The organism is Rubripirellula tenax (genome assembly GCF_007860125.1).
Taxonomy (GTDB): domain Bacteria; phylum Planctomycetota; class Planctomycetia; order Pirellulales; family Pirellulaceae; genus Rubripirellula; species Rubripirellula tenax.
In genome coordinates this window covers 564887-580895 of the sequence record NZ_SJPW01000007.1, presented here as the reverse complement: position 1 = coordinate 580895, position 16009 = coordinate 564887, and the positions used below count along the sequence as shown (strand labels likewise).

Genomic DNA, 16009 nt, shown 5'->3' with positions numbered 1-16009 from the left:
TTATAACCGTTAAGACGCTAATTCCTGGCAATGGTTCCCCGGGCGGACCAAGGGTTACGGCTTTGACATCTGGCGAGCGGCATGAGCCCGTTCTAGCTGTCCCACAACTGGAACCGGACCCAAAAGGTCGCGTGCCTGGAGCAAATTCGCATAGGAGTCATCAAAGCGCCCGTTGCGAAACTGCCACGCTGATAAGGCTATTTGACAGTACGCTTTGCCGGACGAATCGGCCTCGGGATATGTGAGCAACAGTTCGAGCGTTCGGCACCACTGGGACGCCTCGTCGGCAGAGCCTATTTCTGGCGATGAATCCCCTTCGGTGACCCCGTACTGCCACAGAGCAACAAAGGCAACTCGCATCGGTAGTTCCGATTGCAGCATCTCAGCAGCCTCGGCGACCTCGGTCTGCCTTTGCGAGTCGTCGTCAAAACCTGTCGCGATCACACCTGAAACAAAACTCGCAGGCTGGCTGGGCATCGCCAATGCCGCATCCATCGCAGCATGAAACCGTGATGTGATGCCCTCTTCGACACTTGGTTCGCGAATGTCCGACCGCAAAAGTGCGATCGTATGCAGCATCGAACATGTCTCTGCACCACCTGCATCCAAGGCAATGGCCAAACTTAAACCATTGGAAACGGTAGCGCCATCGACTTCATTCAAAAGCGAACGATCCAGAGAAACGATCAAGCGGCATATCAATCGAGCAGTCCATCGTCGCACCATCGAAATTTCGGAGTTCGACAATGTGTCCTGGCGAGACAACTTCGAAAGCAATTCGTTGACCCGAGACCAATCGGCCTGCAAACAGCACGCAGCCAAGCCAGGCAACCAATCAATCACGTGCGTCGATGTTTTCAATTTTGATTGACGGATGATCGAATCGGTGTAGATCGCGTCCACCTCGTCGCCCAACGTGACGTCCGAAGAAGACTCGCCCGTTTTCTCCGGTTCGATCTGAGCCCGGCATAGGATGAGCGCAATATCCAAAAAGTGCGCCTCGATACCCGTTTCCGATGCGACGGCCGACCTCAACTCAGCCAAATCTTGAACCGCCGCGGCGGCATCGGTCTCGTTGGCGATCAACGGCATTGATGCAGATGCCGAATCCCAAGCCGATTCCATCGTCAAGACTGTCATCATCAACAAAGCTCGCCGTTTTGCCGCGATTGGGTCCGCGACCAACGCAGCTTCGGTCGGCGATTGCGAAAGTGTGTTTTCGGTTTTCCGTTCAGCATCGGATTGCCAGATCGCACGCAGATCCTCTCGGTACGCTTGCGCCAATTCTCTACTAGGCATCGCATGTGCAATCGCGTCTTCGATACGACGCACGTTGGCCTCGCTTTGGAACGGCGACTCGGAACGCATCACCTTTTCGGCCAATTCGTCCGATTGTGCCGAGTATCCGCGAATTCTCTGTAACGCATCTTCAAGCAATCCCGGGTCCGACCAACGATCCGGCGATTGAACCAATTGGTCCAATCGATGAGCGTGGGCTCTCAAGAATTCGGACCGTTGCCATTGTCGACTCGGGTCGGTTGTGAATCGATACAGTCGTTTGGACAGTACGTCTACCCGCGATCCCAATTCAAAAAAGCCATCGGGGTCGCGATCTTCAATCTCGGTTTCAACTTGACGTTCGTAAAGGGTCACTGCTGCGTCGTGTTCGACGCGGTACTTTTCCGGCAATTTTGCTCGTCGCCACCATGCCCCGTAAAACAGTACACATGCGACACTGATCGCAAAAACCATCGTGATTGAAGCGTAAGTCAAATCACGATTGTCATTTTTCGTCAGCGTCGGGTTCGGCGTTCCGCTATTCAGATCGTTCGTCATTTCCGATCAGCCTTGCGACAGAGCGTCTTGGAACTTTTGGCCGATGTCCTCGGCGATACGCCGGCGAATCTTCACCATCGCGTCGACGGCAGCCTGCTTCGCCGAAGCGTCAAAGGGCTGCGGTTGTATCATCCAGTACTGGAGCATCAATGTTTGCGCGCTGCCGGATGTTTCGGCAAAGTCGTCCATGACAAGCGGATAAATGGGCGATAGAACACGGGAATAGGGCGAGTGGCCGGGTGTTCGGGGAAGTTTGCCGTTTGAATTCACACCGGAAAAAACGAGGCAACCATGCACGCCGTCTTCAGAGTCGAAGTCCGCGACCACAACGGGCTCTCGTTCACCCGCGACCGCAACGGTCGCGCGAGATGTCATCTTCCAGCCTTGCACCTTGTAGCAAATCGTTAACTCGTGCCACCCCATGTACGGCTGGCTCAGTACGAATTGCCCTGATTGCGATCCGATACCGCACGTCCACACGTCCGAATTCATTCCGTGCCGCGCATTGCGATTGCCATGTGCATCGCGATTGACTTCGTGGGATACGACGCGAAGCGGCGCGTTGACGCTGCTCAAGAAACTCGGGGAAGGTTCGAACAAGACCTTGTCCGTCGCCACGACCGGTCGAATATCGGGTTCGCTCATCGAATAACGCACGACCATTGCCAGGCCACATGCGATTGCCAGCCCCGACGAAATCAGTTGGAAACGATTGAAGTCTCGTACCGATCGGGCAACCGAAAATTCGGCTGGCTCGTTCGTTTCGCGTGCGCCGAGGACCGGCGTTGCGGCCGCGACGTTCTGCTGGCGTCGCGGCGTCAAACCCGGTACCAACCCGATCAAATGATCAAACGAAACCAGCATGCCCGCCGCGATCGCCAAACAAAGGTAGCCCACCACTTCGTGGTGGAAGCCCGTCGTGATATCGACGCGGAACCATTCTTCGGCCAATGCGATCGCCGTCACTCGAATTACGTTACCGGCGATCGCAAATAGAAAAGCGAATACCAAGTAAACGGGGACGACCGCCAATGATCGGCGCCGATAGACCAACAACACGAGAGACAGAAAGCAAACGGTAAAGAGTGACTGAACGCCACTGCAAGCCTCGGCCACGAACAAATTCTTCGAAACCAGCTCGATCGTATTTGTCGATTGGTTGTGAAGCACACCCGCCACATCCAAAAAGATACTGGACATGTCCGTGGTGATTAACTGCAACCGGTTCATTACGGTGTAAGTCGCTAACAACGGTGCTCGTAAGAACATCAGCATGGGGATCGCCAGATAGGCGAGCGAGCGTCCATCGCGTCCAGTCTGTGACGCCAAAAAGCTGTACGTCAACAAGATAAATCCGATCGCACCCAACCAACTCGATTGCAATGCCGCAGCAGGCACCAAGAATCCGACGGCCAGTACGATCGCGAAACAAGCCCAAAATCCGTTGGGTAGAGAAAGGCGATGGTCGAATCGAGAGTAGGCTAGCCCAAAGACGGCCGCCAGTAGAAATGGAAAGTACTGGTAGAGGTCTTGGTTCCACATCGCTGCGCAATACTTAACCAAAAACGGCAATACGCCTGACAGCACGGCACCCCAAAAACATGCCGCCGCATGATCACGTCGATGTAGAACGAATGCGCGGACGGATTCCTCACGAACTAACGGTTCGGAAGCTGAAGAGGCAGCGAACGGCTCGGTCGATTCTCTTGTCGGTGAGTGAGCTTCGATCATTTCGTTACGTTCTTCACGATTGCGTTTGCATCCAATACGAAACGGCGACCGGGTTGGTTACTGAACCGGCAATCGCTGGTGCAATGGCTCTTCCAAAACGTGGATTGGCCTTGTCAGCCTGCATTGACTTGGCTCACTTCGACCGCCGGGCAAATGGGAAGGTCCATATTGGTCAAACGCCTCAGAAGCTCAATCTGACGATGTGCAAGTTGGTCAACCGTGTAGCAATTCCGTACAAATTTTGCGGCCGATTCGGACCACTCTTGGCGGGCTGTCGATGATAGATGAGCCGCTTTCAACAATGCCAGCTCGATACTGTCGACATCGGGAGATGCCAAGATCGTCAGCGGTTCGGCCTCCGGAAAACTGCACCCTTCGGACAGGATCGGTATGCAGCCTCGACCCATCGCTTCCACCACCGAAGTTGGAAAACCTTCGCTGTAGGATGGAAGAACGAAGAAATCAGACGACTCTAACAATTCAAACTTCTCGTCATCGTAGACGGCGCCCAGTACGCTAACATTGTTGGTAGTGGTTCTTTGAATGCATTGTTGGATCCGAGGGCCCTCACCCGCGTCCGGTCCGGCAATGATCAGTTCAAATTGCGGATTGTTTCGAAGCGATGATCGACAGAACGCCGTCACCAATTCCGTAACCGCTTTTACTTTGTGAAGTCGACTCAAAAAAACGAATCGTATCACTCCGCCAGCTCGCTTGCGTGTCATAGGCGGCATTTCGATTCCATTAGGAATTGTGGCAACATCCTTGTAAGGCAGCAACGTTTCCAAAACGCGATGCTCCGGCAAACTGACAGCACGAATGACATCGCACTTTTGTAGCATCGGCTTTTCGAAAAATCGAAAATAGATCGCTTTCCGGATCCATTTTTGGTCCATGCACCAAGGTTTTAGCATTCCATGCGGTGTGTAGATCCAAGGAATTCCACGACTCTTTGCATGGGCCGCCCATCGAGTGGGATCTCGCCATGCGCCATGGCTGACAACGACCAAAGGCAGGTCACCTTGCATCCGACTCTGCAACAGGCGTCGGAAGGATGAGTTAGATGCAACCTCTTCGAAACCATCGATCTGAGTATGGAACTCAGGCGGGATAGCCGTTTTGGTTTCCCTAGGAAACCAAAGTTCGGATTTGATCGATGCCAATTTTCGCAGCGCCGGCGACGTTGCAATTGCAGCATTCCAAACCCCAAAATTGATCTGGCGGCGCGAATCGACGAGATTGATGACGCGCAACGACACTAGCGATTTACACCTTGAAATTTGATAAGTTGCGATTCATTGACCGCATGAATCATCTTACTCGCCATCGTCGAGATGTTGATCTCTTCGGTCGCGATTCGCAGAGATTCACGTCCCATGCGAAAAGTTGCTGGACGGTCCGCCGCAGCAGCGGCAATGACCTCGGCGATAGCATCGGAGTCACCTGGCGGGACCTTCCACCCGTTTTCCGAACGCACGAGGTCAAACTCTGTTCCATCGGCTTCTGACACACAGACCGGCAACCCAAAGGCCATGGCTTGTTGAATCGCTAAACCACCGAGTCCGGGCAAGACGAAAAGGTCAGCTTGACTAGCGACTTTTTCAAGAGAGTCTCCTTCAAGGTGTCCGGGGAAGTCGATCGTCACTCCCAGTTGTTTCGCGTACGCCATCAAGGATTCGCGATGTGATCCGTCGCCGACGAAGGTGAACTTTATGGGGATGCCACGACGCTTCAGGATCGCACTCGCATCAAGCAACAACTCAAGACTCTTGTTTGCGATCAATCTTCCGATTGTCAGGACGTGAAACGTTTCACCGATTCGATTGTTTTGTTGCCGCTGAAGCGTTTCCGCGTCGATCCGCGGCACATCAGACGTGGCGTTGTGAGCAACGTAAACGCGTTCGGGTGACCAGCCCAGGTCCTCGCAATATTGCTTTTTCGCGAGCGAACCGTACGCGATCAACGAATCGAATCGTGCAAGTGTTCGAACGCGATGCCAGTGTCGAAGCCCGGTATATCCATGCCCAAAAAAGTTTGTCGTTCCCAAGCCCCAGCCCAGCAAAGGGCAGCGATTCTGGCTGGCCCACTTCCGTAGTCGGCCGTTATCAGCAAAACGCGGATTGGCTTCGGTGATGATGACATCGGGGTCAACTTTTCGGATCGCTTGAGTCAATCCTGACTGCCAATAAATTAGCGACACGCCTTTGCCCAGCGATTTGCCGGTCAATCGAGTCCACTCGGCGTGATTCAATTGTTCGGCCTCGACCATCGAGTCCTCCGTCGGCGACTGCGATGTGATCAACACCAAACGCCGGCACATTTGCCCGAGTCGCTGAAACAGAGGTACGCGATACGAAGGCAAGCTTCGCTGCCGTACCAGGAGTGTGCCGTCGAAGTAGGAATCGTTCATGACAATCGACTCCGCTGGTCAAACGCAAACACATCACCCAAGTCACGGAAGTAAAATCGTTCGTATCCCATCAACGTCCGTCGTTCGGACGTTTGCTTTGTCCGCTCAATTCCAGTGCAGTGATACCGGGGCCGAAATCCGCCCGACCGAAACGATGATTTGCGACGATACGCTGATTTGATCATTGGATCAATCCTCGCCGAGATGGATTCCTATCACTGCTGGGAATGGCCGCGGTCGCTCGGGCCGGGCGTTGAATAGGACGCTTGCTTTTTTCGTGCATCATTGCCGTGCCGCAAGCCAACCCGATTGATATTCCGTGACATAGAAAGAACGGTGATCCCAGGAGACTTCCCTGTTTCAGGGCAAGGAGTCCGTCAAAAAAGAACATGGTGAACAGCGTACCGATGACCAATCGCGTCGACGGATCAATCGATGTCGACTTCAGAAACGAAAGTCCTCGGTTAGTCACGCCGTAAACGAAGAGGCCGAGCAGTCCAAAACCGACCAAACCGAGCTCCGCCAAGACCTCCGCGGGAACGCAGTGGGGATAAAAGCCGACGATCTTAAATGAGCTGCTTGAACCAAGGCCGCCGATCCAAGTGAACGGACCGCGATCGGCCCAGAACTCGAGTAGTCGTGCCACCATTTGGAAACGTCCATGACGAGCGCCGTCGATGCTCTCCCATCGCCAGCGAGCCGATAACGAGAAGTAGTCGATCGCAAAGATCGCTCCCAAGCAAAACACCGCGATCGTTAGTAGCGGGATAACCGTCGATCGTTTGACGGTCAACTTCGCCGACAGTGGCAGCATCAACAACGTCGAAACGACGAGGGCGATCATTTGACCCCGGGAACCGCTTCGGACGACCGTCCACAGTGCCAATATGATGATCGCAAGCTTGACTAACATCAGCACCTTATTCGAACGGTCGTTGTAGACCGAGAATCCGGAACAGATCGCCACAATCCCGGCGTAGGAAGCCGTCGCTAAAGGGTTGCCTTCAATTTCGACACCCGCGACTTTCGCAAGCACGACCCCGCGTACGCCGAAATTGCTGAACAGAAGTCCAACTAGCACCAGGGCTCCAAAATAGATCGTCACCGTAATGGCATCGTTAACGGCCTTTGGATTTTGGGCCAAGAAAGGGCAGACGATCACAAACGCAAACAAGTACGGCGCCGCCGTAATCAGTTGTTCTTCAGTATCGCGCGGACTGACCGTCCAAAGTGACGAAGCGACCGCCAAAGTGAGCAAGCAGATGACGGTCAGGTGCGGCATCTGAAAACGAAAGTACTTCAATTCACCGCGCGGGTACGCCAGAAGAACCGCCCCGATCGCCAGCAACGTCAAACCGATATTGATGAAGGAACTGCGTTGGAGCAGAAACGAATTCCCCTGCTGAAGCAATTGCTCCCACGCGTACATCGACCACATCAGCCCCAGCGCATACCCCATCCGATCTTTCGACTTGTAAGCCAAAAAGACGGCGACCACGATTGTTGCGTATGAGACGAGTGTAAGCACGAAAAGTCTGTTAGCTCAGTGAGCGTGGCAATGTCACACGCCACCATGGCGTGAAATGGCTATCCTTCAACCATCGCATTCGGGAAATCGATTCGAGCTCGTTGGGGAAGTCCATGCCGACGGCAAAGTTCGGCAGTCCAGTGAGCAACGTGGTTTTCCCGTGTATGGAATCTTGAAAATGCCTCTTGTAAAGGACTGACTGCATCGATTTGATCGGGATCAACGAGGCAAGAATGAAGGGTTTCGGAAAAGTCGTTGGCATTGGTGACATCACACGTCCGCCCAAGTCCAAATTGATTGGTCGCCCATCCTATCCATCCCCATTGGGACGCCAGGATTCGACGATTCGATTGAGCGGCGCGTACCAGTATGCTGGCCGATCCAAGGTGTCTCGGGTAAGGCACGCAGACAAGATCAGCGATCGTGAAAAGGCAATCAAACTCGATCGGATCTACGTATCGATCCGATAAAATCAATTGTCCGGATTTTATGAGACTTTGACACTCTTGGCGAAAGAAATCTGACATCGATTCTGTTTGTTTTCCAATCAGCACAAGGTGGGTATCAGGCACCTCTGATGCTTGAAAAGCTCGTGTCAGCTCACGAATTCCCTTGCGATCTTGGATTGTTCCGGGGCAAGTGACGTATCGAGCGTCTGCTCGAAGCCCCAGGATTTCGCAGGCCTGCGACCGATCCGTAACCGAAAGCGGCTCCGTTACCTCAGGCATCAAGAACGCCCGATCGGATGCGCTATTCGTTTGAACAAAGTGTCGCCAGGAGATCGGATCGAGAAAGTGCAGTCGATCGATCGGGTTGCGGCCGATCATCCAATCCGCAAGTCGGTCCTTGCCGCGGCCTGCGATCGTTGAAGCTGGATAGGCGGCATTGATCCGCATCATTAGCGTTTCGATTACCTGACGGGGATCGCGTCGGAATCCACTCATAGGCTTGCCAAGTTGTCGGGCAATGACATCGCCGCACGTACAGTACACGTGGTCCCACTTGCCGCCGGCGACGGCACTGAGAAACATCGAGGCATCTCGACCGCGTGATGGTCCCTTCGCGATCGTTCGCCATTCGATATCACCGCGAATCGGTGCAAGGTGAACGGCAAACTCACGTGAATCGATCGCCGATTCGGGAATCGCAACGGCAACATGGGCACCAAGTCGCAGCAGTTCTTCACAAAGAACGCGAACGTAGAACGCTCGGTGTCCCGTTACCGCCGTTTCGAAAACGAGCGTGCGGATCAAGCTTCGAGCAACCGATTGTGGATCCACAACGCATCGGTTTGCAGAGCACGCCCTCCGGCGTCACGGTAAACCGGGTAAATGTTCGAGAGGGCAAAGTCAAACTGCTTCGTCAGTGTTTCGTTCAGATCCCAAAGCGTGCTTTGTCCTTTGTACATTGGTCCGAGTTGCGCCTCACCGAAAAAACCAACCACGCGGTTAGCAAACGCCAACGGTCCACCCTCGATGAGCAAACCCTCGGCACCCTGGACATCACTCTTGATAAAGATATCTCCCTCTGGCAAATGCTCTTCCAACCAATCGTCTAGTCGACGCGTTTGAACTGCAGTCGAAGCAACGGGCCGCGTGTATTCCGAAAGGATTGTCTCGTTCCCCGTATCGTTGGCAAGCAACGAATTGGTTTGTTCATTCGCATTCAGATTGAATGTTGCCGTACCGTTGCCGTTCGAGAGCGCAATGGGATGAACGGTGATGTTGGCTTGATTCGCAAAGCGTCGTTGAAGTCGTTCAAACGTATCGGGCGAGGGTTCAAATCCGAAGATCGGGAGTTCTGTGAATTCTCGAAACCGTGAGATCGTTTCGCCGACGTGGCTGCCAATATCCAGGATGGCAATCGGTTTTCCCGATTCAATGACACGGCGCATGTCGAGTGTGGCATCGGCTGCACCCGCAACCTTTTTCACCTTTGCGCCGACCCATCGAGTGATCGGCTTCGAAAATCGAGTCGACAGAAGCAGTCTGTGGAGCTTTTGCATTAAAATCAGACAAACACGGGCAGATTGTTGTAAAGTCCCGCTACGAAATCAGCGGTAAATTGGCTCGATTTATTTCTCGAAAAGACCGTTCCCGAGAAGAGGGAACGCCCCGCTCTGGTGCCCGCAGCGGTGCTCGATTGAGGAATCGAAAGTGTCTTCATCCTCGGTTCGTCGTTGCTTTCTCTTTGGCCGATGCAAATGCTTGAATTCTCTCTTCGAAAAAACGTTTGTACGCAGCGGATTGAATCTCTAATCGATATTCGTCCAAAGCAACTCTGCGGCAAGAACTGGAAAAGTCGACGCCTTCGGCGGATTCGTCGCGAACCAATTCGATCTTTTTTGCCAGTTCAAACGAGTTGGGATCTTCGCAAATGTAGCCAGTTTCACCATCGCGAACCATGTCAGGTATTCCGCCGACAGCGAAGCCAATCACCGGTGTTCCACAGGCCAATGATTCAAGGATTGTGTTGGGCAGATTGTCTTGTCGCGAAGGAACAACTAGCACATCCGCGGCGTTGTAAGCCATTGCCATATCAGCGGGCGTACGGAGAACTCCGGTGCATTGAACGGTGATCGACGAAGACAAACCCTGCGGCGGCGCATCGCCTACGCACAGACACACGACGTCATTCGTATTCTTCAGCATTTTCATCGACGCGATCAGCAGATCAAGGCCTTTCCGATGATTCGAAGTGCTGCTCGCTACGAACAGCAATACAAACTTGTCCGGGGGAAGGTTCCATCGCGCTCGACACGCCACCCTGTCGCCGGGTGAAAAGAGGCGAGTATCGACGCCATAGGGGATATGCGCACACTGGAATCGCGATAGCAAGACGCTCTCTTGGCTGGCTTGTTGTAGCCATCGCGAAGGTGCAACCAGACAGAAGCGTTCGGGATCAAGTCGACTGTAATAATCTACCTTCTTCCGGAATATCGAATTCGCAAGATCATCAGAACGGTCCGAATTCAGTTCCGGACAACGCTCGCAAACACTGCGATACCTGTCGCAGGGTCCCGAATAGTGGCATCCGCCGGTGAAGGCATTCATGTCATGAAGCGTCCAGGCAACAGGCACCATCGACGTCAGCCGACTCAAAACGGTGGGTAGGTCAAGGAAAAAGGTCACCCAGTGCATATTGATAATATCGGAACCGGCACAATGTCGATCGATGTTCGCAAACGATGCGTGGGGGCTCGAAAAAGTATCACACGAAGAACCAAGTCGATGCCGCTTGACCTCTCTTTGGTGCCACCGTGTCAACGCGCGGCTGAGGAAACGCCAACGGTAGGGAATCGTGCTGATCGATCGGACCGAAGCGTCTTCGCTGAATCGTCGCCGCACTAGCATTTGAGAATCAACGCAGTCTTGCCGAAGTCCAACATGCAATCGATAGGCCGCGACATTGGCACCGCCACGAACGTCGCTATCGCTCATCAATGTGACTTTCACGACGTTGGCTCATTTCGGTTGCACCAAATGTTCAGCTGAAGATCCATTCCTAGCTGATGTCGCTCTTCAAGCAACGGTTTTGAAGAGCAAAATTGAGTCTTGATGTAGTAGCGAAAGCCAGCGTTTTCCAGTGAAAGAAGTAGTTCGGACAACCGCTGTTCGGAATTCGAAAATGAGTGAAACTCAACAAATAACTGGGAAACGTTTCGGAGCAGAGTCGACTTGGAGAGTACGTCCACCTCGGCGCCTTCGATATCCATTTTTAGAAAGTCGACGGGTTCGCAGAGCAATCCGTCCAGCGTCATCGCTTCGACTTCCGTTGATTCCGAAGTCGCGTCGTTCGCGCCCCGCGACAATCGACCGGCATCCGAACCTTCTCGATTAAAGACAACCGTTCCTTCTCGGTCGCACACCGCGCGATGAAGGACTTCGGTGTCTTCGTAGCCAAAAGAAACAAGGTTAGAACGTAGTACTTCAAGAAGAGTCTCATCCGCTTCGACACACGTCAGTCTCGATCGCGGAAAACGTTGCTTGAAATAGATAGCGCTAAGTCCCGTGTTGGAACCCAAGTCCAAAATCCGTGGCTCATCCGACGACGATTCGAAATCATAAATTTGATCAATGAAAATCTCGCGATAGCTGGCTCGGAAGGACGCTTCGTCGACGTACTGGAATCGCTTTCCACGGATCATTGCCTGGCCGGGCACGTACCGAGATGCTTTGCTTAGCGACTCGAAGGGCGACCGGGAATGCTCCACTATTCGCATGCTCAGAAAACCAAGTGAGTAGTTGACGGATCGCTTCGCTATTTTCTTGAGGCTCACAGTTTCAATGTCATTCAAGTTTGGTTCAGTTGGAGCGGACGCAATTGTTCAGATCGTTGAGTGCGTTGGAGTACGCGTCAACGAAGGTTCATGGATCTTAGGATCCGGCCCGTCGACGATCGGAATCGATGCCAACGGGAAAGACGAAAGTGGTTCATGGCGACATAATGGTCTCGTTGGGCACTCGCGGCAAAAATATCCGGATGGCGAAGTGGAAACTCCATCGGCTCGGCATGGATCCCCGGTGACTTGCCGTAAGTGTGGGTTGCGCCGATTCCATACCCGATGTTCTCGACTAGGTTGACGGCGGGCGTTGCAGTCAACTTATTCGCGTGCCACAGCGACCACATCCATTGGTAATCCCATGTGTTGATTTGACCGCTTCGCGTTCTGGCAAACTGTTGCTGCCAGTAACGTCGTTCCACATCACCGCATCCCATTGACTTGATGATTTCACTATCGCTCTGAGACGAGTTCATATTGAAGTCAAACAGTGACCATTGCCGAGCCCACGTCGCCCAGCCCCAGCAGTGGTTGTATCGGGAAAAGTAGTAGCTTTCCAAGCACGGTTTGCGACCGTGTTGGAAGTTGTTTCCTGTGATACAACCGACTCGATCTTCGTCGCGGAACCGATCCAGGAGATTGCCGAAGTAGTTGAAGGCAGACGGGTCGGGAAGGCAGTCATCTTCGAGGACAATGCCACACTCGTTTTTGTCAAAGAACCAATTCAACGCATGGGTGACTGCGGCTGCACAGGTTAGGTTGTTCGTTTGGAACGAAGTCTCGACCGGACACTTCCACTGGACCGACTCGACAGCCTCACGCGTGGCTTTGCATTTCGCAGGATCATCAGGGACATCGGGCCGCGGACCATCCGCCGCGATGTAAACGATTGGCGGATCGGATTTGCAAATCGCCTCGGCAACGATGCGGGCATGCTCGGGACGGTTGAAAACGATCAGAAGGACGGGCGCGTTCATCATTGCTGGTCAACCGTTTCGGGCACTCCCAATCGTGGCCAATCGATTGGTCTGGCGTTCTTAATGCTGGTCGCAGTCAGAGCTTCTTGGGCTGATAAGTCAATGATAGGTACGTTTCCGAAAAACGATGCGAAGTATGCAAAGCTCGAAAACGTGGACAGGATCAAATCGCAGCCGGAAAGAACGAACAAATCTTCCGTTGCCGTTCCACCGACAAACTGAACATCGAGTCCTTGAAACGTCTGGCCGCTAGCCGATTCATCCGAGCAAACCAAGAAGTGGATATCCTGCTGTTCGGAACAATTATTGACGTCCCGCATCGCCTCACCAAATCGTTCCGGGCTGATGAAGAATCGGCCGTCAAGCCAAGTGCGGTAGTCACCTTGGCGGATATGTACACCCACCGTAAATCTGTCCGGTGGTTCGTTTGAGTTCTGCGAGCGAATGCGTTTCGATTCGATCTGCCTGGTCATCTTCTCCGATGGACCCAACATGGCTCGGCAACGCGAAAGCGATTCGGGTGAGCTTGGCTCCCCTTCGTAGTAAAGACCGAAGAGGGAAAACATCTGAATCGTTGGATCGGTGTTCCATTCTTCCGCGGTGCGAACGTCGACCGGCCGTTGCCCGCCAAATTCGTCTACCGTTTTGACGATTCTCATGTCACGACGGTTCAATTTTGGCAGATCGTTCTCGCGGAACTGGCAAGCGCGAATGATGGAACAAGCAAGCCGCATTTTTCGCGTAAAGGTAGGCGCCGCTTCGGATGGGTGGACAAAATAGGGGGAGTTTTGGAAGGCTTGAAGATCGTCGCGGTATTCCGTAAAGCATGTATCAATCAAGACGGCTCCAAGATGATCCGCGATCCCGATTAGATTGCAAAGTCGTGTTAAGCGGTTGGCGAGTCGCCCATAGTCGTCGCAAACCAAAAGGATCCGTTTTCCCCTCAGTTGAGAGCATTGGTCTATTTGATTCAACGCCCACCCAAAAAAGGGTCGGCACACTCGCGACGACAGACGTTTGCTGCGAAATCGCACTTGCCCAAGAATCCGAGTTCCGATCGCCCGGCTTTTCCGATTCATGACAATCGTTCGAACTCATAGCAACCGGTGCCGGTATCGGACCGCAAATCGTTTACGAATTCATTGCCATAGATGTACCGTTTTTCGATCACACGCAGGGGTTCAAAGAGCTGAAGTACAGACGCTTCCGTGAAAACACGGTGGGCGTTGTAGTAAACGAAGTCGCGGTTTCCCACCGGAACCGAGATGAAAAGTCTTCCGCCTGGACGCAGGACTCGAATGAGTTCTTTGGCTGCCTTTCTCGTTCCCTCGCAATCGATGGGGTCGCCGTACCGGCCAAGACCAATGTGTTCGACCACGCAGATACTCGACACGGACGTCAGGCTCTGATCAGCAAACGGCAGGGCTAAGATTGATCCCTCGATGAACTCAAGACTATCCAGACTGAGCGCCAGCGGTCGGATGTCGACCATCGTGGTCGGGACAACCTTTGACAGCAGAGCGACCAGCTTGTGGTGGGATCCGACATCGATATGGCGTTCAGGACCGAACTTGAAAATGCGTTCAAACGCCCAGGCGTCTTGGTAGTAGTAGACGGGGTCAATCGGTGTCTGCTGCGTCCATTCGTTGATGATGGGAAAATGGACGATTTCTTCACCAGAACCTTGTGCGACATAGCGGCGTTTGTCCGACCAAAATCTCAGCCAGTCACGCGGTCGACTTCGGTTGACGGCTTGAAGGATAGCCTTCAACGTCCATTTGAAACTCAAGAAAAATTCAGTGAAACGATTCAACAGATCCGTCCATCGCTAGATACGAAGAAATTGATTTTTGTAATTTAGAAAAGGAAAAAGCCATCCGCGAAGAGCGATCAACATGCCTTGGCGCGTCTTCAAAAAGCACAGGTCGATCACGATGGTCGTTACGGAAAACGAGACCAGTGATGCGTACACGGCGCCGAACTCGTGATGGTTGGGGATCCAAAGCAAATTCAGCACAATGTTTAGCACCGTTCCGGCAATCACGGTAAGCAGGGAGTACCGTAAAATATTCGCGTTGACCAGGAACGAACTCCGTAAGACGCCAATCGAAGTCAAGCAAATTCGAAGTGACATGACGAAGAACAATGCCGACGCGCCGAGGTATTCGATTCCGAACGTTGCAAGTACAAGCTTTGCACCAACCAAGTAAACAATCGTGATTAAGGCGAGGCACACCACTGATGCAAGTCGGTTGGCTTGATGGAATCCAACCCAAAACAGTTCGCGATCCGCTTTAAATCGTTTCGATAGGCTTGGCATAAAACTTGTTAAAATCGCCAGCGGCATGAACGCAAGTACGCCCGTCATTTTCAGCGAAATGCTGTATTGCGCAACGGAATCCAAGCCGCTCATTTCGCCCAGCATGATTTGATCGCTGTATGCCTGAACCAAAATTCCGAACCCTGAAAGGGTTTGCGGCCACGAATCACGAATCAAAGACTTTGTGGTCCGTTGTACTGATTTCCAATTCTCCGTTGGTCGCATCTCGGATCGGTAAAACTGATAGACAATCCAGCCACTGAGAATCTGTTGAATGCTGATGACCGAAACGAAGTAGATCACGCTCCATTGCAGGTAGACACCCAAAGCGACGGCGATCATATAGATGATGGCTAGGCTGGCATTGATTATCTGTGGTACGGAGGCTCGAAGTCGGCTGGCGTAAAAGATGCTTGCCGATGAGAACGGAACACCGATCAAGCCGATGCTCAGGAGGAGCAGGATGAAGACCCGCCCCTGCAGGGCGTCCGGAGTGAAGACGAGTGCGGTGACAGCGATGGCGGGAAGGACAAGTATCGTCGATGCGAAGCGGATCAACAAACACGAATGAATGATCCTTGCCGATGAACCAGGATCTTGGGAAATCTCGCGAAGTGCAACCTCGTCCAAGCCGAGGCTGGCGAAAATGCGAACGATCGCGATGATCGATGCGGCGAAGCCAATTGCGCCAATTTCCGTCGCACCCAGATGCCGGGCGACGAGCACACTTGCAACGAACGCGGTCGCGTTCGAAAGAATGCCGCACGCGAATATCCATCCGCTGTTTCGAAACGCTTGGCCAAGTATCGGAAATCGCTGACGCAATGATGCGATAGCGGCGACGTTTTCAATGCGACCAATCAGATTCATCTAGCGGCGATAAGCGGCAAGCAAACCGTCGGGGGCATGATTTTTAATTCGAAAA

The 16009-nt window shown here is 53.0% G+C and carries 14 protein-coding genes; 1 reads left to right on the top strand and 13 read right to left on the bottom strand.

Features of this window, described 5'->3' with window-relative positions:
• Positions 1-54: 54 nt before the first annotated feature.
• From Poly51_RS25715 to Poly51_RS25700, 4 genes are all read right to left on the bottom strand, one after another.
• The gene (locus tag Poly51_RS25715) at positions 55-1836 is read right to left on the bottom strand and encodes a hypothetical protein (protein WP_146461493.1); all 1782 of its coding nucleotides are present in this window, start codon (positions 1834-1836) and stop codon (positions 55-57) included.
• 6 nt (positions 1837-1842) lie between these two features.
• On the bottom strand, positions 1843-3567 hold the full coding sequence (xrtU, locus tag Poly51_RS25710; protein WP_146461491.1) for an exosortase U: 1725 nt from the start codon (positions 3565-3567) through the stop codon (positions 1843-1845).
• 113 nt (positions 3568-3680) lie between these two features.
• Complete coding sequence (locus Poly51_RS25705; protein ID WP_146461489.1) at positions 3681-4826, bottom strand: glycosyltransferase; 1146 nt, start codon at positions 4824-4826, stop codon at positions 3681-3683.
• On the bottom strand, positions 4826-5977 hold the full coding sequence (locus tag Poly51_RS25700; protein WP_146461487.1) for a glycosyltransferase family 4 protein: 1152 nt from the start codon (positions 5975-5977) through the stop codon (positions 4826-4828). Before Poly51_RS25700 ends, Poly51_RS25705 begins: the two co-directional genes overlap by 1 nt.
• Here Poly51_RS25700 and Poly51_RS25695 point away from each other — a divergent pair.
• Positions 5976-6158, top strand: coding sequence for a hypothetical protein (locus tag Poly51_RS25695; RefSeq protein ID WP_146461485.1), 183 nt, complete (start codon positions 5976-5978; stop codon positions 6156-6158). The genes Poly51_RS25700 and Poly51_RS25695 overlap by 2 nt on opposite strands.
• Here the strand turns inward: Poly51_RS25695 and Poly51_RS25690 are convergent, their stop codons facing one another.
• The 9 genes from Poly51_RS25690 to Poly51_RS25645 all read right to left on the bottom strand — a co-directional run bounded on the left by Poly51_RS25690 (position 6159) and on the right by Poly51_RS25645 (position 15954).
• The gene (locus Poly51_RS25690; RefSeq protein ID WP_146461483.1) at positions 6159-7505 is read right to left on the bottom strand and encodes a hypothetical protein; all 1347 of its coding nucleotides are present in this window, start codon (positions 7503-7505) and stop codon (positions 6159-6161) included. It abuts the gene before it with no gap.
• 59 nt (positions 7506-7564) lie between these two features.
• Positions 7565-8758, bottom strand: a complete 1194-nt coding sequence (locus Poly51_RS25685) for a glycosyltransferase (RefSeq protein WP_146461481.1) — start codon at positions 8756-8758, stop codon at positions 7565-7567.
• On the bottom strand, positions 8755-9510 hold the full coding sequence (locus Poly51_RS25680; RefSeq protein WP_146461479.1) for an FkbM family methyltransferase: 756 nt from the start codon (positions 9508-9510) through the stop codon (positions 8755-8757). The genes Poly51_RS25685 and Poly51_RS25680 overlap by 4 nt, the downstream gene beginning before the upstream one ends.
• A 157-nt stretch (positions 9511-9667) precedes the next feature.
• Entirely contained in the window at positions 9668-10960 is a 1293-nt protein-coding gene (locus tag Poly51_RS25675) for a glycosyltransferase (protein ID WP_146461477.1), read from the bottom strand.
• A complete protein-coding gene (locus Poly51_RS25670) occupies positions 10957-11784 on the bottom strand; it encodes an FkbM family methyltransferase (protein WP_146461475.1) in 828 nt (275 codons plus the stop codon). Before Poly51_RS25670 ends, Poly51_RS25675 begins: the two co-directional genes overlap by 4 nt.
• Before the next feature lie 77 nt (positions 11785-11861).
• Positions 11862-12767, bottom strand: a complete 906-nt coding sequence (locus Poly51_RS25665; protein ID WP_146461473.1) for a glycosyltransferase family 2 protein — start codon at positions 12765-12767, stop codon at positions 11862-11864.
• Positions 12764-13423 (bottom strand): hypothetical protein, encoded by a 660-nt coding sequence (locus Poly51_RS30730; RefSeq protein WP_186775807.1) that lies wholly within the window; start codon positions 13421-13423, stop codon positions 12764-12766. The genes Poly51_RS25665 and Poly51_RS30730 overlap by 4 nt, the downstream gene beginning before the upstream one ends.
• Before the next feature lie 416 nt (positions 13424-13839).
• A complete protein-coding gene (locus tag Poly51_RS25650) occupies positions 13840-14577 on the bottom strand; it encodes a class I SAM-dependent methyltransferase (protein ID WP_146461467.1) in 738 nt (245 codons plus the stop codon).
• A 15-nt stretch (positions 14578-14592) separates the two neighbouring features.
• A complete protein-coding gene (locus Poly51_RS25645; protein WP_146461465.1) occupies positions 14593-15954 on the bottom strand; it encodes a flippase in 1362 nt (453 codons plus the stop codon).
• Positions 15955-16009 lie beyond the last annotated feature (55 nt).

Excerpts from the sequence above, each read along its gene's own strand:
- Poly51_RS25715 (WP_146461493.1), bottom strand. The coding sequence starts at position 1,836 with ATGACGAACGATCTGAATAGCGGAACGCCGAACCCGACGCTGACGAAA.
- xrtU (WP_146461491.1), bottom strand. The coding sequence starts at position 3,567 with ATGATCGAAGCTCACTCACCGACAAGAGAATCGACCGAGCCGTTCGCT.
- Poly51_RS25695 (WP_146461485.1), top strand. The coding sequence starts at position 5,976 with ATGACAATCGACTCCGCTGGTCAAACGCAAACACATCACCCAAGTCAC.
- Poly51_RS25700 (WP_146461487.1), bottom strand. The coding sequence starts at position 5,977 with ATGAACGATTCCTACTTCGACGGCACACTCCTGGTACGGCAGCGAAGC.
- Poly51_RS25680 (WP_146461479.1), bottom strand. The coding sequence starts at position 9,510 with ATGCAAAAGCTCCACAGACTGCTTCTGTCGACTCGATTTTCGAAGCCG.
- Poly51_RS25665 (WP_146461473.1), bottom strand. The coding sequence starts at position 12,767 with ATGATGAACGCGCCCGTCCTTCTGATCGTTTTCAACCGTCCCGAGCAT.
- Poly51_RS30730 (WP_186775807.1), bottom strand. The coding sequence starts at position 13,423 with ATGAGAATCGTCAAAACGGTAGACGAATTTGGCGGGCAACGGCCGGTC.
- Poly51_RS25645 (WP_146461465.1), bottom strand. The coding sequence starts at position 15,954 with ATGAATCTGATTGGTCGCATTGAAAACGTCGCCGCTATCGCATCATTG.